Below are 19,244 nucleotides of genomic sequence, written 5' to 3' on the forward strand. Positions count from 1 at the left end.
TTCAAGGTATAAAATTCGTTAACGGCGTTAAACAAAATGGACATCAAAAACAGGAAGCCGCTTGATCCTCCATACACCAGATTTGACTATAGCTCCTGCACTCCAGTTAGTGATTGGAGTTGTATTAATAATAGGTTCCTCTTTGAAACAGGCAACCCTCGCCAAATAGTTAATCTAGGTGGTAAGCAATCGAATGAAAGAATTGAAACGCTACGACCAAAGAAACCATCTATATTCGACGGAATATAGAATCCCCACTTACCGTAGGCTGCGAGATACCGACTAATTGTTAACTCATTTTGGAAATCTTCTAAATCCTGTTCACTAAATCCAATCTTACAAAACCTAATCCTTTCTTTTGTATAATAATAAACCGAAGCACGAAACTTGGAATCATCTTGAGCCCAAATAGCAAACAGCGCCACTGGTTTTTCATTTAAGCCCCGATACAGCTCTTCAAGCGCCTCTTCGAAAAAATAATCTCGTGCACCAAAAAAGCGTTCTACCAGAGAAATAGGATACGCAGAAGCAGCCATTAATAGACGAAGAGCAATTCGACGATTACCAGTGGGTTGGATGAACTCTCTAATGCGGAGCAAATAAGTCTTATTTAAGCCACAAAACGAAACAACACGTTTGCCTTTGTAATAAATAGACTTAACTACCATTAGTTAGCATCCTCACTTGCTAGTTGCTTGAGCAATGAAAAGCTTTTTTCAAGAACAGAATTCAATCCATGACGCGCGTCGATTAAATAGAAACATTCCCTATTCTTAGCCAGTTCAATAATTAGGGAATTAGTTCGAGCAATTTCATCAATAGTTAGCTCAGGTTTACGCTTAAATATCCTACGAGGATCATCAATTGGAGCAATAATTAGATCTGGTTTCGCAGGCAACCACTCAAAAGACTTGATAAGCCAACTTGGTAAATTCTGATATGATCGTTGAAAATAGAAATCATGATAGTATCGACCAAAGACAATCAATCTTTTTTCTCTTTTTGCTCTCAATACCGAAATCCGCCCTAAAGCGAAATCCAGGCTATACCAAGTAAAGAGTACAACCGCTTTCAAAAATGAATTCGGCTTCCCTTGCATGCCAGCTAAATACGTACCAGGTGGAGCCGATTGTGGTAGAGGGCCTTTCCGAAATATTGCATTACGAATAACCCCAAGTCGTGGCAAGATACCGAAGTTTGCAGCATACAACTTTGATGAAACAAAGCCCAACTCATGACAATGAGAACACAAATACTCACCTATTGTGGTTTTACCAGATCCATCTGGCCCTATAATGACAATTAACATTTTTCTTAGTTTTTACTGAAACTTCAAAGGATTCGCCCGTAAACGACCAAGTTTTAGAAAAGATACAATTGCTCAAAATCTCTCTTCCATCTCAGCCATAACTTTGAGTTGATTTTGCACATACTGCCCCCTTCGTTAGCATTATCTATAGCTTCAACAAAAGCCTATAATTTTCCTCTCCAAAAGAATTTCTTCTTTATCTTTGGACAAATACAAAAAATTCTCGGGTCATACTTTTTGTTACTATTCGTCTGCAGCTCGGTAGCAAACCCTCGAGACTTTGGCTATGCGGTTAAAAGAGTTAACTTGACAGGTTTGCCCAATCTCTCTTGTATCAAATGGTTAAGAACCGGAAGATTGTAAAGCGCAATAATGCACAGCTACTTGCAAGGAGGCGGTTATTTTCAAATCTGTATTTTCAAACCTCTCCCCAGAGATGCGATTGACAGCATGATAAGCAAGCTACCTGGATTACCAAATGTAAACAACATATTCTCATTGAGAATGGATGCCACTCCAATAATCAAAATATGTAATCCAAACCAATTTCCTTCATTTTTAATTGCCCTGACCGCCACCACATAAAACAACGCAAACAGCATTGCCAAACCAAATAATCCAAAATCGACAATTGTAGCTATTAGAACATTGTGACCACCATTTATCATAGTTGCTGCCCATAGCAATTCATAGTTAGAATCGGGACCATAACCGATCCAGGGGTGTTTTGGAAAAAGTTCAAACAAAGCATATTCCCAAGCATTAAATCTTCCACTACCCGTAGTAACATCTCTGACACCATCAAATATTCCATATACTTCAGTTAACTTGATAATCAGAGCTGCAGCTTCCTCTTTGAAAATAAGCAATGAGGTTATAAACACAACAAGTGTAGGAGCAATCCAAATCATTCTTACTTCGCGATATAAAATATAAATAATAGAAATTATTAGAACTGTTGTGTATCCACGGCTTTTAATTAAATAAGGAAAAATAATTCCAATCAGAAAAAAAATCACAAATAATACAAAATACCTTCGAGCAATCTTTTCAGTCAGCATCAAACGAAAAGAAATTACCGCCATAACTGCAGCAGTTTGCGCCAAGAACACATCATAATCAACATCTCCTCTGTATTCTGGATCATGAAGTCTTGCCCAGTCACTGTGAAATATAAAAAAAAAGCAATATACAAACGATGCCAGTAATAATCCGATCAAAACAGATCTTTGCTCCTGCATACTTGATTCAACTAAACTGGCTAAGATTGTGAAACCTACAGCGATAAATATGTATTTTGCGAATGTTATATTAGCTGCACCGTTGACAATTCCAGAGACCAGTGCAATAGCAACAAAAAAAAATACTATAATAACCGTCAAAGAACGTAGTGCATGCTTCAAATAACGCAATCCGAGCATACCTAAAATCAGAACTCCAAGACTTTTCATCGCCCAAGGAAGAATTGCAACAAGTACTCCTGCAGTAAACCCCCCCATAATCCAGGACCACCGAACTGATTTGTCTCTATGAAATTGCGAGATCACCTTAGAATAATCCTATCCTTGCTTTGCCAAAGCCTCTGACATTTTTTTAAGAAGCTGAGTCACGATCGTTTCCCATGTTAGATTCTTTTGCACATAAGAACGTGAAGCTCTTCCCATTAGCGTCCACCGATCTCGCTTACTAATTATTTCTTTGATACCATTCGCTATACCTGTTGGATCTGGATTAATTGAAATAAAAAAATCTTGATCAGAGAAATATGCAGCTGCTGATGATCGGCTTAGAACCATTGGAGTACCATATGCCGCTGCTTCGAGAACTGAAATACTTGCTCCCTCCGAAATAGCTGGATGAACAATACAATCTATGCTCAGAAAGAAATTCTCTTTTTCTGCTCCGTACAAGGGTCCAATAAATTCAATTCCTTGGATATTTAAATCGTTATTGGCCAATTCAGCAAGCTCTATTGCGTCTCTATCTAAAGGTCCAGCCAGTCGTAACTTAATTGTATATCCGATTGATTTGTTAAGAATACCAATCGCACGAATCAAAGATTCGACATTCTTTTCCTTAGCAAACCTGCCAATATAACCTATGCATATATGCTGATCATTATATCTATTTGTTTTTGAAATTGAATAATGACTAATTGTGGGAAGAATTACTCCATTCGGCAAACGAAAAAGATCTCGATTCAATGAGTATTTTTCAATTTGGAGCACTTCTTCATCTGAAAGTGCATGCAAAAATAACGCTCTATCAAGCGTCCACCGTTGAATAAGTGCATGATAAATCCGTTTAGCGTAATAGTTACTCCCTTTCACCCGATCAGGTGCTAATCCTGCATGTATTGTTATTATGTACGGTTTATGCAATAAAAAAAGGATTAAAGCAATAATATCGTTGTGAAAACTCCAAACATTGTGCAAATGAATAGCGTCAAAAATAGATTGATTTCTAAGAATCTCACGAATTAGAATCCAAATACTTCGAAAAGTGATTACATTGAATCCGTCTCTTTCATACTTCTTTATTCTTTCAACTTGTTTTTTCCGAATCGTATAAACCAGTGCTATATTATCTGATTGAATATTTGTATATTTAGCTAAACCCTCAATAACCTTATTAACGCCATTAGCTGAATTAGGATTAACTCGACCTAATGTAATATGCAAAATATTCATATTTTTCTACTTTTCCATAAAACCAAGTACAAAAATTGACAAAGTGGGGTAAAAACCATTATGAATAATATAATTTCTACATCACAATTAAATTGCCATGCAACGAGTACCAGAAAAGCACTTATAATTAATAAAATAGAGCTATAATCCATTACATGAGTCTTTTCTTTTAAACGAACTTCTACGCTCAGAAGTCGCCCAAGAGCTTGAAAAATTGCAATTCCAAGAACAAATGGTAATAGATAAGAAAATTTATCATACTCATCTGAAAATATTGCATTTACGATAACTTCATCATAGTGCATTACAGTCATCTCGACGCATAGTGCAAAAAAAACTATCCCACATAAAGTATACCCTGATCCAATCAGGGTCGATTTACCTGCACCAACTAAGCGCGCACTTACATGTGATTCTATATATTGAAGCGCTACTGGAAAAAAATTGGATAACGAACGAAATACCTGAATCGCTCCAAATAAAGCTATATTAATATTAGTCAAAACAAAAGTTGTTATAATTGAATGAAATGTAGTTACATATCCATACCGCAAAAGCGGCGCAGAATAATTATCCAAATGTGAACTCTCAATACTGAGAGGTGAGCTAAAAATTAATCCCCTATTACTAAGTAATATCCATACACAAACCATCATCACAGAACTACCAATTGAAATAAGAACGGAAAAAGCTGACAAAGAAACTTCCGTAATTAAAAAGAAAACGCAAAATGCCCCTACCCATTTTGCAGTCTGCAGTATTATCGCTCTATCAATTTTGTTTTCTCTGATCAATACATAGCGCGCCAGTTCTACAGCAATATAAGATATTGTAATTAAATACAATAATAAGATTGTTAACACGCCTTTCTCTATTGAAAAAATAAAACCATATACAATTATTCCAAGAATAATCGCCGGAGTACCTCGAATTAGCCTTGCGCGAGAAATATTTATTAAATGAGATGTTTCAAATCTAATTGGCACTGAAGTAATCGGTAACAATATCCACTGAATTGCAATGCCGTGAATCATCTGAATGCATGCCCACATAATGCCAAATTGTCCAAATTCCATTGGGCCGACTAAATTTGCAGTTACTATAAAAAAAAAGAAGTTGCCGCCATTTGTAAGAATTTGTTCAATTAGCGATTTTGATAAATTCACAAGCCCACCTTAATTCTAGGTGTTTTATAACTTTCTAATAAACTCATTGTTGTATATCTCGGTTTTCGATAAAACCCATGTACAAATATTCCAATTCGATGAATGTTGGCTAACCAACGCGGAACATAAAAATTCTCACTATACAATCTCTTCCATAAGTTTTTTCTTGCCCATTTACCTAAAAGGTGATCTGAAAGTTCATTAAATTTTTCCAACTCTTTCAAATCCCCTGCTAAGTTTCTAAATACCGATATGTATTTCCTAGGAAGAAATCCACCATAAAGATAGCTATGACAAAGTGTAATAAAGCATCGAACACCAGAACCAGCGACATTTATATATGTTGAACCATATGCGATAGATTCCTGATACAGCTGCTCAGTTGAGTAAAAATCTATTCCTCTCCAATTAAATCGATAATTCAAATCAAGCTGCAGGTCGTTATTTTTATCATCTACACCTTCAATTATCATATTGATACAATAGCTAGAAATTTTTTTGACTTTGCAATGCACACTAAGCTCTGTACAGATTTTGTTTAAACATAGTAACCAAACATCAAGATCTGTTTCTCGAATTATTAGATCAATATCCCTCGCTATATTTTGCTGTGGAAGAAATTCAAAATTTCTAACCATAACTATCTTAAGATTATGTTTAATAATTTCGTAATATAAACAATCAAAAAATTTCTTTAAACCAACCTTTCTTGAAGTAATTGCGATGCTTTGATTTCCAGTATTCTCCATTCATTAATTCTCTTGAATAAATTCATAAATTAATACAAGACTACGGTCTGTTGATATTTCATATAAATAGCCACAGGATTCGCATGCCATGGCTACTGTACTCTCAAAATTTCGCTTCAGTTTGCTGTATCGTGTCGCTACTACTCGATACTGCTTTAACTCGCTGTCATAGATCTTGTCCGCAACAATCGCTCTCGCGTCAGGCATCTTGCAACCGGAGTATTGAGATATTGCCATTCATAACAAAATACCGATTTGCTTAGCAACGGCATAAATTGGCGGCCGGGAACTGCGCGATGGATAGTCCAATAGTACATCGATTTTCTGCTCCTCCATTCTCATTTGAAACTTTGCAAGAAAAGCGATTTCAGCACGCGCAATGGTTTCGGCGTCTACTTGATCCGTTTCAATCAACAGATCGATATCTCCGCCGCGTTGGTTATCTTTCACTCTTGATCCAAAAAGCCATACATTGGCACCTACACCAAATGTTTCCGCAACCGTTTCGCGAATAATAGTTCGTTGTAAGTCAGTCAATCGCATAACAGCACCGCATCTTATACGCTGAACAATAACCAGAAAGAACATTTTTATCAGCAATGTTGCAAAACATTGCTTTATTATTCCTTATAATCATAAGCTTTATAACCTTGCTGTTTAATCAATGTATATTTCTCAGCAGAATTCAAATCCTCCCGCATCATTTCCGCAACCAATTCCTCAAAACTGATTTTTGGCACCCAGCCTAATTTTTCCTTAGCTTTGGTCGGATTGCCTAGCAGGGTTTCGACTTCCGCCGGACGGAAGTAACGGGGATCAACACGCACAATTACCTTGCCTTTCTGATCAATGCCGGTTTCATTGACTCCTTCTCCTTGCCAGGTTATTTCGATTCCCACTTCTTTTGCTGCAATCGTTACAAAATCTCTTACGGAATACTGCACACCGGTGGCAATGACAAAATCTTCCGCCTCCTCTTGTTGCAACATCATCCATTGCATGCGCACGTAATCCTTGGCATGACCCCAGTCTCGTTTAGCATTCATATTTCCGAGATATAAACATTCCTGCATCCCGAGTTTGATACGCGCCAATGCTCGGGTAATTTTCCGGGTTACAAAGGTTTCACCCCGGATGGGAGATTCATGATTAAACAAAATGCCATTACAGGCATACATACCATAAGACTCGCGATAGTTTACTGTTATCCAGTAAGCGTATAATTTGGCAACCCCATAGGGCGAGCGCGGGTAAAAAGGTGTCGTCTCCGATTGAGGTATTTCCTGTACTTTTCCATACAATTCGGAAGTTGAGGCTTGATAAAAGCGGGTCTTCTTTTCCAAACCCAGAATGCGAATGGCTTCCAGTAACCGTAAGGTACCGATGGCATCGGAATCAGCGGTATATTCCGGTTCTTCAAAAGAAACCGCAACGTGCGACTGCGCCGCAAGGTTGTATATTTCATCCGGCTGCACTTGCTGAATGATGCGAACCAGACTGGAAGAATCGGTCATGTCGCCGTGATGCAGAATGAAACGCACATGCTTTTCATGCGGATCTTGATAGAGATGATCGATACGGTCGGTATTGAATAGCGAGGTGCGGCGTTTGATACCATGCACTTCGTAGCCTTTACCTAGCAGAAACTCTGCCAAATAAGCGCCATCTTGACCGGTTATTCCGGTAATCAATGCTTTTTTATTCACAGCCTGTTATTCCTTCTGACTTAAATTCAACGTACAACTTCGAACGACAGCGCTTGCGGACCCAGTCTGCGGCGACCCTTGATTTTTGATTCTCCAAAAGCACCGCCAACTATATCAGTGGCTGAATCAAAGTCGGTTTTGCGGTTAGAAAACCGGTGCAAATGAATCCCTTGGCGATCAATGAGCCGCCGCTGCAGTGATGCTATATACAATCTCACCATTTCCTTCGTAGCACGATCTTTCTTATCGAGCCAAACATGAAGTATCAACGCATACTTTTTTCCTGCATCATCCGGCTCAGGCGATTTTTTGAACACTTTCAGCCAGTAATTCATCTCCGGACCGAATTCATTACTGATTACTTTGGCGATAGTTTCCGTTTCTTCACAGGTGTAGCTACCGATCAAAACCTTGTTATTCGAGACCGGTGCAAACCCTAACCGGGTATTGAGCAGAATATGGGAATTCCGGAGTGTGGCAATAAATCTCAACGGCTGATATGTTAAGTAGAAATATCCGACTGATAGTGTAATAAAACCCAGCAGCATGGCAAATTCTGGAACGTCCAGATACATGCCAGCAAGTCCGGTAATTCCTAACAGGCTGTGTAAAAAAACCATGGTAAAAACGATTTCGTTTACTCGGAATCCCGATTGCATTAATAAATGATGCAAATGCTGCCGGTCCGGAGTGAAGGGAGATTGACCCGCACAGATCCGCCGCAACATAACGCCGAACATATCCATCAGCGGAACGGAAAACAACCAAATCGCAGTTACCGGTGTCATCGATGGATCGGGTTCCTGTGATAGATCGACCAACAACCAGGCAAACATCAATCCCAGCAACATACTGCCGTTGTCGCCGAGAAAAACCCGCGCATGCTGTTGATACATGTGACGCAAGTTAAAATACAAAAAACCGATCACACCGCCGGTAAGCGCACTAATCAGAAGCAAGTTATGCTGATCTTGCGCGATGTAAGCCGTCACACCGATTAATAGCAGACTTACCAGTGCAATAGACCCCGATAACCCGTCAACACCGTCGATCATGTTCAGTGCATTGATTCCGCCAATCGTGGCTATCAAAGTAAAAATAACCCCAAACACGCCAAGATGAAGGGGAAATTCCAAGAACAATGCCCCGAGTTCCTCCAACACGACGCCGCCAACCAGGATCATGACAAGTGCAACAATGGCTTGGATCAGAAAACGTAGCTTGTAGCTCAGCTTGACTGCATCGTCAATGAAACCGGTAATGAAAATAAGGGTAGAGCAAGTAACTAAAACAATGCATTTCTGCAAATGTTCAGGATAATGATTTATGATGATAATGAATGCATAGCTGAGAGCCGCCAATATGCCAATCCCGCCTACAAATGGTGTATGCACATCATGCAATTTATGCACGTCATCCGGTTTATCGGCCAGATTCAAGGCATACATTAAAGAAACAGTCAGCCGGATGATCAGTATCGACAAAAAAATGCTGAACAGAAATACAACGGTAAAGTCGATATTCATGGTTATAGCCACCTACTTGGATTTCTGGTAACGGTATTGATAGACGTATTTGCCATAATGATAGCCATAGCCGTAACGGGAAGAGGCTTGCGGCATATCATTGAATACGATGCCCTTAATCGGAGTGCCCGATTGGGAAAATCTTTTAATACTCTGTTCCAGCTCGCGTTTGGTATGTGACCCGGCTTTTATCACCATGAGTGCTGCGCCTGCCAACCGGCTGATAATCGCGGCATCGGTCACTGCCAGGATAGGCGGAGAATCGATAATGATCAGATCATATTGTTTGGTCAATCCATCGAGAAGCTGGCCAAAACGTTCATGCAGCAACAACTCGGATGGATTGGGCGGAATGGTTCCGGTCGGAATAAAATCGATATTGGCTGATGGTATTTCTCGCGTCGCGTCTTGAACGGACCGCGTATTGAGTATGACTTCGGATAAACCATTTTCACGAGCTACCCCAAATGCTTTATTGATCTCACCCTTGCGCATATCGGCGTCGATCAGTAATATTTTCTTGCCTGCATCGGCCATGACGATTGCAAGGTTCGCAGCGACGAACGATTTACCGACGCCCGGACTTGGTCCGGCAATCACAATAATATTGTTTTGCGCTTCCAATAAAGAAAAATGAATCGTCGTGCGCAAACTTCGGAGACTTTCGATTGCTACATCATCCCTGTTACGAAGCGATAGAATTGCCGGTCTGTTATGCCTGATGATGGATTTATCGGATTTGCTCAATTCTTTGTTAAGCAGATCTTGATCCTTGCTATGGTAAATAGTAGCATACACGGGAATATGCAATTGCTTCTCGATCAAGTCTGGGTCCTCGATGCCGCGCAACAACGATTTGCGGACAAAAACTGCCACGATCCCCAGGAACAAGCCCAGAACAAAAGCCACACCGATAATCAGCGGTTTATTCGGCTTAATCGCTTTATCCGGCAGAACTGCGTAATCAATGACTCTTACATCGCCGACGGTACCTGCTTTCGCTACGCGCAAGGTCTGCGCATTATTGAGTAATGTGCTGTAAAGATTGGTGCCTACTTTGACATCACCCGATAATTCCAGAATGATTTGCTGGGTTTCCGGTAATGCCTTAATCATCTGGTTATGCGATTGCAATTGTGCTTGCAGCCGTGCAATCTGCTTATCAACTGCAATTATATTCGGGTGAGATTCAGTAAATTTTTGCCGCAATTCATCGCGTTTTTGTTGCAAGAGGGTGATTTGCGTTTTTATTTCGACAACCCCTGCCAAGGTATGCTGCGTCTCAATATCGAGATTAACAGAACCTTTCTGGTTTTTATATTCATTTAAGGCAGTTATCGAAGCTTCCATCTGATCTTTGATGATCGGCAATTGCTTATCTAGAAACTCCAATGTTTTCTGCGATTCGGCAGATTTATATTCAACGTTTTGTTGTACATAAATATTGGCGATTTCATTCAATACCCGGATAGCATACTCAGCATTATCCGATTCCAGCGTCAATTCTAGGATCCCTGTGTTCTTACCTTTCTCCGATACCGTCAAACTATTTCTGAGTTGCCATATTGCATTATTTGCGGATTGCCGGATAAGCGTAAACTGCGTTCCTGGTCGTGCTTTTAATAACGATACAAATAGATGGATAGGTTGCTGATGATTATCAATTTGCCAGTTTACCGGCTTACCCACTTCGCCTTCAGCAATGAGCTCATCATTAAAGAAGAGCTGGAATTGACCTTGATTTCCCGCCAGCAATGTGAATTCCTTATCTCTCAATGCCTCCGGTACCGCCAGCGTGCCAACTTGTATCGCCTCCCCGCCCCAAGCATATTCGTCCTGGCCAAATAACGGACTGGACACCGCGTTCTCCGGATTACTCTGCGCGAATCTCCTTGCAATCGCTTCGCCTACAAACGGGAAAAACTTCGGTTTAGCAATAACTTCCAGCTCCAAGTTATTAATGACAGCTCCCAGCACCTTTCTGGATTTAATCAGCTCAATTTCGGCCATTACCGGAAGTTTCGTTCCGAACATATCGATTAACGGTTCAACACCCGCCATTGACTGTGATTTCTCATTCACTTGCAGCATGACATCGACTTTATAAATCGGCGTATCGATAAAGGCCTTGCCAATGCCCAGCAGGAAAACAAAAAACGTAATGGCCAAAATAAGCCCTTTCCCATCCAGCAAAATACTCAAAAATTCACCCAAATTAATTACATCGTCCTCGTTATCCGGGCCGAATTGGGTTAGGTGGTGAGTATTCTCTGGGTGCGAATTAGACATGAGCGGTATGCAAGTAAGTTATCAAGGGATGGTTCTGAATGGCTGAACTCGTAAGGATCCGTCGAACATATTCAACAAATCGACCGTAGGTTGAATTTGGCTGATGATCTGATTCCAGCGAATACCTTCCGCCCGGTCTACAAAAACCACGTCACGTGGCTGTAAAGGGAAGCGTTCCGCCAAAATAAACGCATCGGGGGATTTCGCATCCAAGTGGTATATGGCGGATTTTCCTAGAGCGCTTCTAAAAACGAAGACTCTCGCTGCATCTGCAGTTTCCTGATCAATTCCAGCCCCTTCGGTAAGTGCCTCTGTCAATGTCAAACGCGCTTTATTCATCATGACACTTCGCGGCCGGACACCAAAACCGCGCCCCAGATTGGTCTCACCCAACACAAAAACCTTATTAAATTCGTTATCCGGCACGTTTAGAACATCGCCCTGCCGCAGCAAGACGTTCTGTTTGATGTCTCCGCCTTCGTAAAGGCTTAGCAAATTGATGCGGTAAGTTTTATCATCCCGCGTTAGGGTGATGTTACGCAGATCCGCTCTCGGTGTTACGCCGCCAGCACTATTGATGGCTTCCAGAACGGTTAGTGGTATATCCCTAACCAGATGGATTCCAGGTTGCGCAACTTCTCCCACCACATAAACCCGCTGACTGCGATAACCGGCCACGCGAACGTCAAGCTGTACGTTCTCGATATACTTGGAAAGCTTGAATGTCAATTCATCGCGAATCTCTTCGACCGTTCTGCCTGCTGCACGAATGACACCGGCATAAGGATAAAAAAAAGTGCCGTCTTCGCCCACCACATTACCGGCTGCTTCAGCGCTCCGGAATTCACCCGCCGGGATCGTTAATTCCGGATGTCCCCAGACAGTGATATTCAGAATATCCCGGGAACCCACCCGATATTGATCATAAGGCTCCACATCCGGAGTTCCTTTTATGGTGTTCGAACCAATACGATAATCGAAATAATGATTGGCAACATTGTCCGGTCCAAGACTACGATTATTGATATCCTTTTCCATATCAATAATTAGTTGTGCATTAATTGTCTGGATATTAAGTCTCTTCAAAATCGTTTCATTATCTTCGACAACCGGCATCACGACACTTGATTTGGTAGCAAATGCCCGCATGTGCTGCCCCGGTATCAAGGTACATGCTGTCAATTGACTCAAAATGATCGGAATAAGAACAATATTTACTCGCTTGAGAATTATTTCCTCTATAGGCAATAATTTATATAACTTCAACCTAACATCCTCGTTTTTGTTATGACACAAAAAAGTAACTTTCAGAAGAACAACCGTTATTTTGAGCATAACGGAAAGTCTTCCTTCATATGTGCCAATATTTCTTTTTGCACCATACTGAAAACTAGCCGCTCAAAATGTCAGCCGCATTTTATTCCACCAAGCGGATAAAGCAATTATTTTAATACGCAGCAAATACACAGTATGTTTGCCCTTTTGGGACTTTTGTCACATTCTCAGTAAACTCATTAAAACATCATGATTTAACAAGAAAACACACATTTAACTTATTCAACCGTCACTGCTTTCGCCAGATTTCTCGGTTTGTCGACATCGGTGCCTTTCACCAATGCGACGTGGTAGGCCAGCAGTTGCAGCGGGATGGTGTGCAGGATCGGACTGAGCAATCCGGCGTGTTCGGACAGACGGATGACATGCAGATGATCGCCCGGTGTGATTTCCGAATCCGCATCCGCAAACACATATAATTCACCGCCACGTGCCTGCACTTCCTGCAGATTGGATTTGAGTTTGCCGAGCAGTTGATCATTCGGTGCAATGGCGACCACCGGCATTTCATTATCCACCAGCGCGAGCGGACCGTGTTTTAACTCACCGGCCGCGTAAGCTTCGGCATGGATATACGAAATCTCTTTGAGCTTGAGCGCGCCTTCCAGAGCGATCGGATAATGCACACCGCGCCCGAGGAATAATGCATGACGTTTTTGCGCGAAGTGCTGCGCCCAGATTTCAACTTGCGGTTCGACTAGCAAGGCCTGTTGCAGCGCTTTGGGTAAGTGTCGCATGGTCATGATCAATTGGTGCTCTTCGGCAGCAGACAGTTTATGGCGCATTTTAGCCAATGTAACGGTCAGCAATAATAACGAAGCCAGTTGAGTAGTAAACGCTTTGGTCGATGCCACGCCGATTTCCGGGCCGGCACGTGTCAAAAAGCGCAAATCGGCCTGACGGATCAATGCGCTTTCAGGCACGTTACATATCGCAAGACTATAGCTGTGGCCAAGTCTTTTAGCATAGCCAAGTGCCGCCAGCGTATCGGCGGTTTCACCGGATTGGGAAATGGCGACAACCAACGTTGCTGGATCGGCGACCGGATTACGGTAGCGGTACTCGCTGGCGATTTCCACTGAACAGGGTATACCTGCAACCGTTTCCAGCCAATAGCGGGCGATCAGTCCGGCATGATAGCTGGTACCGCACGCTAGAATCAGGATCTGCTTGGTATTTGTAAATACCGTTTCCGCCTCGCTGCCAAATAAATTGGGAGCGATTGATTGAGTATTCGAGAACATTTCCAGCGTGTTAGCAACCGCACTGGGCTGCTCAAAAATTTCTTTCTGCATGTAATGTGCATACGAACCTAATCCGATCTCTTCATTGGATAAATGCGATTCATACACGGGACGGTTGACCGGCTCACCTAACCGGTTTTTCAGACAATTAACGATGTGGAACCCGTGATTACTCAGCTCAGCGATGTCACCATCTTCGAGGTAGATCACATCACGAGTCACTTGCAGCAAGGCGGAAACATCCGATGCGACATAATTACCATCCTTTCCAACACCGAGTATCAACGGCGCACCGTGGCGTGCAACAACGATTCGATCGGCTTGCGCTTCTTCCATGACTGCAATAGCATAAGCGCCTTGCAACTCCGCCACCGCCAAACAAACTGCTTCAAATAAATCCTTTGCTTCTCTATGCTTAAAAGAGACCAGATGCGCAATGACTTCCGTGTCGGTGTCGGATAAAAATCGATAGCCGAAACTCTTGAGCTGTACACGGATAATTTCGTGATTTTCTATGATGCCATTGTGCACGACCGCAATGCGTGACTCATCCCCGGAAAAATGCGGATGCGCATTACGTTCCGAGGGTTCACCGTGAGTTGCCCAGCGCGTGTGTGCGATACCCGACAATCCATGAGCTTTTTGTTGCTCAACAAGTCGACCTAACATATTAACGCGGCCGGTAGTGCGCAACCTTTTTAGACCATAATTAGTAAATACAAGACCAGCGGAATCATAACCCCGGTATTCCAGACGCTGCAATCCTTCCAAAAGAACAGGGATCACATTCGCCTTTCCAATCGCGCCAATAATTCCACACACGATGTGCCTACTCCTCATGAGGATATGAAAAGGATAAAGCTTAATTAAACAGAGGCAGAGAGCTATAGGATAATTCTTTCAATTCTAAAAAATTTTCAAACTACCTTATCCTTGATCACGACTTGTAAATCAAAGTGCAAGAATGCACACATTGATTTTTTCTGAGGCTTAACATCTTTTACTTAACTCATTCAAGATGTAAAACACAAAGATTTATTCTTGTTTTTATAATTCTACCAGAAGATGACTCGGTCGCACAAAGTCATTTGTCCCTAACTGATTAATTATTGAGAATAAAACATCCCAATTTTGCACACACTGATTATCGATGAACTTAGCAAATTACAATTTCTTAATCCACTGAGATACACCTTGCTCGATTAAAATTAACGTTTCTTCAAAAACATGAATTTCTTTTTGATAGGGATCAGGAATATCGAATCCTCCCCATTCGCCTAATCGAAAAACTTTACCTCTTGCAGTCGGTTCAATTTCTTCAATCGTATTTTTCTGGTCGAGTTCCATTACTAAAATAAGATCTGATTTGCGAATTATTTCTTGGTTGAGTTGACGAGCACGATGATCAGAAATATCTATCCCTTTTTCCATCATCAATTGAATTGCTTTAGGATCTGGCGGATGACCAACTAATGCACCTAGGCCCGCTGATCTTATCCGACTCTCGAAATTATTTACTTCAACAAAAGCTTGTCTAAACACCCCTTCAGCCATTGGGCTTCTGCATATATTTCCAACACATACAACAAGCATATTATCAAACAAATTAATTTATCCAATGACTGTTATTATCGAATACCCAAGACTTAACGAAGTTCTGAATTCTTACCATCCATGTAATAGAGCTCCATAAAACCAAAACCGGTATGCGTGCCTTGCACACTCACCGCACCTTCCCAATAGATATTATAAGTCGTTAACTTAGCATCAAATTCATTGCTTTCATTCCTGCTTTTAATCGTGACCCTGATATTCTTAGATGGTATTTCAATGTCCCATTCTGTCGGATATACAATATTTGTCTTCTTACTGGCCCACCCCTTTCTAGGGGTAACATTAAAATCTTTTGCAGATAGAGCTTCAACATTTCCATTCTGATTAAAGGTGCCCATATAGAGAATTTTCTCATTTGTTTTCTTATCGCGTAGTTGATAGATCATCAGATCTATGGAATCACTCAGTTGAAGACTAAACCAATCCCATGTCAATCGCCCTACGGAAAAATTACCCCATTGATGATCAAACCAGGAAATCCCAGTTACATTTTCTACGGTATTCCCTATTTTCAAAGACCCCGATATTTTCATTCGCGAGCGTGAGTAATAGTAACTATCACCCGCATCTTTTATCGAAATGACACCATTTTCTCCATGGATAGTTGGAGGTTGTGTACTAATCAAATCAAGGTTTAAACTTATATTCTCGATGTTAAATTTTAATTGATCGGCACCATTGCTCCCCGCCATCAGCCAATCCCCTTGGGTAAATTCAAAAGCATTTTCTTTGCTTGTTGATGGATTACCCGCTGTTCTTTGCTGTGCAGTATAGTGCCTGCCGGTTTGATAATCATTAATAGAAGCATGACTAACCATATGATGAGCGACATTATTTATCAGGAAGACCGTGTAGTGGAAACTATATTTTTTCCCTGATTCTGTACTTAAATAGCCATTGTAGTACCACCATTCCATTTCTGCATGATGCGGCGCATCATCTTTTGGTAATGTTATTAAACTGCTATTACGCGCAATGCTCTCAAACCAGTTATCAGATGTTTTAGTAAAAAATACTTCATAAAAAATCCATGTAACGCAAATTCCAATCGTAGCTATAAAAACTAATAAAATTAATCGTCTATTAGAAAAATGATATCCACTAAAGATTGTGTGAGTTTTTCGAGTTTTTCTCATCACTATTTCTGTTGTACATTTAGCTGCAATTGAGCATATAAAAAAACAGCACATCTTAATTAGTAAGAGCGCTGTTTAACAGTTTATGATTATTCTTAAAAAATTTTACCAATATATTTATTCGAATAATACTGGCACACAGAATAAACTTTAATTATTTATTATTTCAATAACTTAAGAATAATCTTTTAGATTAAGCTAAGAAATCAGTTTTTACGTCCAAACAATTTTCTAGACATTAACATACTGAACAATCCTAAAATTAATAGCACATACATCGATGGCTCAGGAACAGCAGAAACTGACAATTGTGCTCCAGTAAAAAGAAAGTCTTCATAGGTCGTCTGAGCAAGTGCAGTGCTAAATCCAAATATCGCTGCTGCAGCCACAAATGCTGGAGGCAAAGCAGCTGGATCATACAAATTTAAAGCTATCAAATCAAAAGATAAATTTCCTGATAATCCAGCATTGTTCATTAAAGCAGTCACATCAAAAGTATATGTCGACACACTCGGTTCAACTAAGCCTGAACCTAATGCGGCTACGATTAATGCAACTTCAGTTATAGGGTTTGAAGTTAGAGGACTTTCGAAACCATCGCTTCCAGAAAAAGTAGAATTAAATGGAAAAGCGTTCGCTGTATCAAATAAAGGATTGGTTTGTTCCACTTCAACAGGCGCATGCAAACCGGTATTAAAAGCACCATCGCTTACGTTTGTCACTTGCGCCCATTCCCTAGGAATATCAATCGCGCCAAATCCTTTCAGTGTAGTCGAAATATCATCAGACAAAAATAAGGTCAATGTCGCCGATGTTACTGTGCCTGGACTCCATAGCGGCGTATAGCCGATCGAACCACTATACGTTCCACTATTTTCAGTAATTAAGTCTGATGTTGCAGCACTACTGAACGTATAGCTAACACTTGCGAAGGCTGTATTAATACTCATTACTGTTGATAAAATTACTGCAACAATAAAAAACTTGGATAGTTTCTTCATTTTTCTTTTCCTCTCTTCTTACATTAATTAGACAAGCCACGATAAAAAGAAGTTAATAAGTAAATTTATTTACAGCAAACAAAACTTAATTTTATTAACAAATACTAGCAAATACATAACCGAATAAGAATGGAATGCAATTTGCCTTTTTTATTATATGATTATAATTTATTGAAGTATACATTGCCCCCATTTATAGTATAAATGTGCTATCAGCTATTATTACACTCGGAGATAAAAAATGACATGTCTCTACTCGACCGCATTACCCATCGCTGCGATATTCTCGAAACCGATAATGATTCTTACCGATTCAAACATTGCAAGCAAGCATTCGAAATTTAAATTTGCGCCGCTTCTTAACTGGAAACGCTGGGATGTTGCTTGACAGCTCTGAACATTCTAAGTATTAATTTTCAGACACAATAAGCTTTGTACATAGCTTATTATTGCTTTCATGATTATTTCGTAAATACTGTTTTTATGGTCGGGGCGAGAGGATTTGAACCTCCGACCACTTGCACCCCATGCAAGTACGCTACCAGGCTGCGCTACGCCCCGAGCGGGCAATTATAGCAAACAATACACGTGAACCTCAGAAACTCTTACTGAGTAAACATCACTTACTATCACTCATGCACGCAATTGCGACACAATACTCTGAATTTCACGCCGGATATAACTTAAATCCGTCATTGAAGGCTGCGGATTAGCAGTAGTATCCTCCAGTGAAATCAATTCGCCTTCAGTGTGTTCCAAACGGTTACGCGCACCACTGATTGTGAATCCTTGATCATACAGTAGCTCTTTAATACGCCGTATGAGCAATACTTCTTGATGCTGATAATAGCGGCGATTGCCACGGCGCTTTACGGGCTTTAATTGCGCAAATTCCTGTTCCCAGTAGCGCAATACGTGCGGTTTGACACCACAAAGAACACCAACCTCCCCGATAGTAAAATATCGTTTGGCAGGGATCGGCAGTGGTGTATTACTTACTTTTTTGTTTTCCATGATAATTTTTCTCAACCAAAGCTTTTAACTTCTGGCTTGCATGAAATGTGACGACACGACGGGCAGTAATCGGAATTTCTTCCCCTGTTTTTGGATTCCTTCCCGGACGCTGAGGTTTTGCCCGTAATTGAAAATTACCGAATCCTGAAAGTTTTACTCCCTCACCATTTTGTAAAGCGGTACGTACTTCTTCATAAAAAGACTCGACCATATCCTTGGCTTCACGTTTATTAAGCCCTACATTTTCAAACAATAAATCTGCTAATTCAGCCTTTGTTAATGCCATACTTCACTCCAGTTAGTTATTAATTTTATAGCTATAAATTCATCTATATTAGAATTATTAAGCAGTAACACTTTTACTTTAAATAAAAAGAGATTAATAACTTATCTCATACAATCAGTTTTTACGGAATCGATCCATAAACAATTAATACCGAATAAAATATCGACACATAGGCAATA

Annotated in this window: 18 protein-coding genes and 1 tRNA gene; 1 reads left to right on the forward strand and 18 read right to left on the reverse strand. The window is 40.6% G+C overall.

Annotated features, from left to right (window positions below):
* Nucleotides 1-86: 86 nt before the first annotated feature.
* The 15 genes from BLU57_RS13505 to BLU57_RS13580 form a co-directional block, all read right to left on the reverse strand.
* The gene (locus BLU57_RS13505; protein ID WP_090321937.1) at nucleotides 87-668 is read right to left on the reverse strand and encodes a hypothetical protein; all 582 of its coding nucleotides are present in this window, start codon (nucleotides 666-668) and stop codon (nucleotides 87-89) included.
* Nucleotides 668-1,309 carry a nucleoside/nucleotide kinase family protein gene (locus tag BLU57_RS13510; protein WP_090321940.1) on the reverse strand — a complete coding sequence of 214 codons (642 nt, stop codon included), beginning with the start codon at nucleotides 1,307-1,309 and terminating at the stop codon, nucleotides 668-670. The genes BLU57_RS13505 and BLU57_RS13510 overlap by 1 nt, the downstream gene beginning before the upstream one ends.
* Nucleotides 1,310-1,713: 404 nt before the next feature.
* Nucleotides 1,714-2,808: an O-antigen ligase family protein gene (locus tag BLU57_RS13515; protein ID WP_090321942.1), complete on the reverse strand. Its 1,095-nt coding sequence runs from the start codon at nucleotides 2,806-2,808 to the stop codon at nucleotides 1,714-1,716.
* Between the two features lie 60 nt (nucleotides 2,809-2,868).
* Nucleotides 2,869-3,999, reverse strand: coding sequence for a glycosyltransferase family 4 protein (locus BLU57_RS13520; RefSeq protein ID WP_090321945.1), 1,131 nt, complete (start codon nucleotides 3,997-3,999; stop codon nucleotides 2,869-2,871).
* Nucleotides 3,996-5,165, reverse strand: a complete 1,170-nt coding sequence (locus BLU57_RS13525; protein WP_143026986.1) for a hypothetical protein — start codon at nucleotides 5,163-5,165, stop codon at nucleotides 3,996-3,998. The genes BLU57_RS13520 and BLU57_RS13525 overlap by 4 nt, the downstream gene beginning before the upstream one ends.
* Nucleotides 5,162-5,914, reverse strand: a complete 753-nt coding sequence (locus tag BLU57_RS13530; protein ID WP_090321951.1) for a hypothetical protein — start codon at nucleotides 5,912-5,914, stop codon at nucleotides 5,162-5,164. The genes BLU57_RS13525 and BLU57_RS13530 overlap by 4 nt, the downstream gene beginning before the upstream one ends.
* 237 nt (nucleotides 5,915-6,151) lie before the next feature.
* Nucleotides 6,152-6,502 carry a nucleotidyltransferase domain-containing protein gene (locus tag BLU57_RS13540; RefSeq protein ID WP_218131678.1) on the reverse strand — a complete coding sequence of 117 codons (351 nt, stop codon included), beginning with the start codon at nucleotides 6,500-6,502 and terminating at the stop codon, nucleotides 6,152-6,154.
* 32 nt (nucleotides 6,503-6,534) lie between these two features.
* On the reverse strand, nucleotides 6,535-7,620 hold the full coding sequence (gmd, locus tag BLU57_RS13545) for a GDP-mannose 4,6-dehydratase (RefSeq protein ID WP_090321956.1): 1,086 nt from the start codon (nucleotides 7,618-7,620) through the stop codon (nucleotides 6,535-6,537).
* Nucleotides 7,621-7,646: 26 nt separating this feature from the next.
* Nucleotides 7,647-9,146, reverse strand: a complete 1,500-nt coding sequence (locus tag BLU57_RS13550) for an MraY family glycosyltransferase (RefSeq protein ID WP_090321959.1) — start codon at nucleotides 9,144-9,146, stop codon at nucleotides 7,647-7,649.
* Nucleotides 9,147-9,158: 12 nt separating this feature from the next.
* Nucleotides 9,159-11,435 carry a polysaccharide biosynthesis tyrosine autokinase gene (locus BLU57_RS13555; protein ID WP_090321962.1) on the reverse strand — a complete coding sequence of 759 codons (2,277 nt, stop codon included), beginning with the start codon at nucleotides 11,433-11,435 and terminating at the stop codon, nucleotides 9,159-9,161.
* 21 nt (nucleotides 11,436-11,456) lie between these two features.
* Complete coding sequence (locus BLU57_RS13560) at nucleotides 11,457-12,770, reverse strand: polysaccharide export protein (RefSeq protein ID WP_090321965.1); 1,314 nt, start codon at nucleotides 12,768-12,770, stop codon at nucleotides 11,457-11,459.
* A gap of 218 nt (nucleotides 12,771-12,988) precedes the next feature.
* A complete protein-coding gene (gene glmS, locus BLU57_RS13565) occupies nucleotides 12,989-14,836 on the reverse strand; it encodes a glutamine--fructose-6-phosphate transaminase (isomerizing) (RefSeq protein ID WP_090321968.1) in 1,848 nt (615 codons plus the stop codon).
* Nucleotides 14,837-15,178: 342 nt separating this feature from the next.
* The gene (locus BLU57_RS13570; protein WP_218131679.1) at nucleotides 15,179-15,607 is read right to left on the reverse strand and encodes a low molecular weight protein-tyrosine-phosphatase; all 429 of its coding nucleotides are present in this window, start codon (nucleotides 15,605-15,607) and stop codon (nucleotides 15,179-15,181) included.
* Between the two features lie 53 nt (nucleotides 15,608-15,660).
* The gene (locus tag BLU57_RS13575; RefSeq protein WP_176776457.1) at nucleotides 15,661-16,764 is read right to left on the reverse strand and encodes a lipocalin family protein; all 1,104 of its coding nucleotides are present in this window, start codon (nucleotides 16,762-16,764) and stop codon (nucleotides 15,661-15,663) included.
* Between the two features lie 206 nt (nucleotides 16,765-16,970).
* A complete protein-coding gene (locus BLU57_RS13580; protein WP_090321976.1) occupies nucleotides 16,971-17,765 on the reverse strand; it encodes a PEP-CTERM sorting domain-containing protein in 795 nt (264 codons plus the stop codon).
* Between the two features lie 246 nt (nucleotides 17,766-18,011).
* Between BLU57_RS13580 and BLU57_RS16715 the strand changes: the two genes are divergently transcribed.
* Nucleotides 18,012-18,110 carry an ATP-binding protein gene (locus tag BLU57_RS16715; protein WP_256206181.1) on the forward strand — a complete coding sequence of 33 codons (99 nt, stop codon included), beginning with the start codon at nucleotides 18,012-18,014 and terminating at the stop codon, nucleotides 18,108-18,110.
* A gap of 139 nt (nucleotides 18,111-18,249) precedes the next feature.
* Here BLU57_RS16715 and BLU57_RS13585 read toward each other — a convergent pair.
* The 3 genes from BLU57_RS13585 to BLU57_RS13595 form a co-directional block, all read right to left on the reverse strand.
* A tRNA-Pro gene (locus BLU57_RS13585) sits at nucleotides 18,250-18,326 on the reverse strand.
* 72 nt (nucleotides 18,327-18,398) lie between these two features.
* Nucleotides 18,399-18,779 carry a MerR family transcriptional regulator gene (locus BLU57_RS13590; RefSeq protein WP_090321979.1) on the reverse strand — a complete coding sequence of 127 codons (381 nt, stop codon included), beginning with the start codon at nucleotides 18,777-18,779 and terminating at the stop codon, nucleotides 18,399-18,401.
* Nucleotides 18,757-19,065, reverse strand: coding sequence for an integration host factor subunit alpha (locus tag BLU57_RS13595; RefSeq protein ID WP_090321981.1), 309 nt, complete (start codon nucleotides 19,063-19,065; stop codon nucleotides 18,757-18,759). Before BLU57_RS13595 ends, BLU57_RS13590 begins: the two co-directional genes overlap by 23 nt.
* Nucleotides 19,066-19,244 lie beyond the last annotated feature (179 nt).

It is taken from the genome of Nitrosomonas oligotropha, from assembly GCF_900106555.1.
GTDB classification, from domain to species: domain Bacteria; phylum Pseudomonadota; class Gammaproteobacteria; order Burkholderiales; family Nitrosomonadaceae; genus Nitrosomonas; species Nitrosomonas oligotropha_A.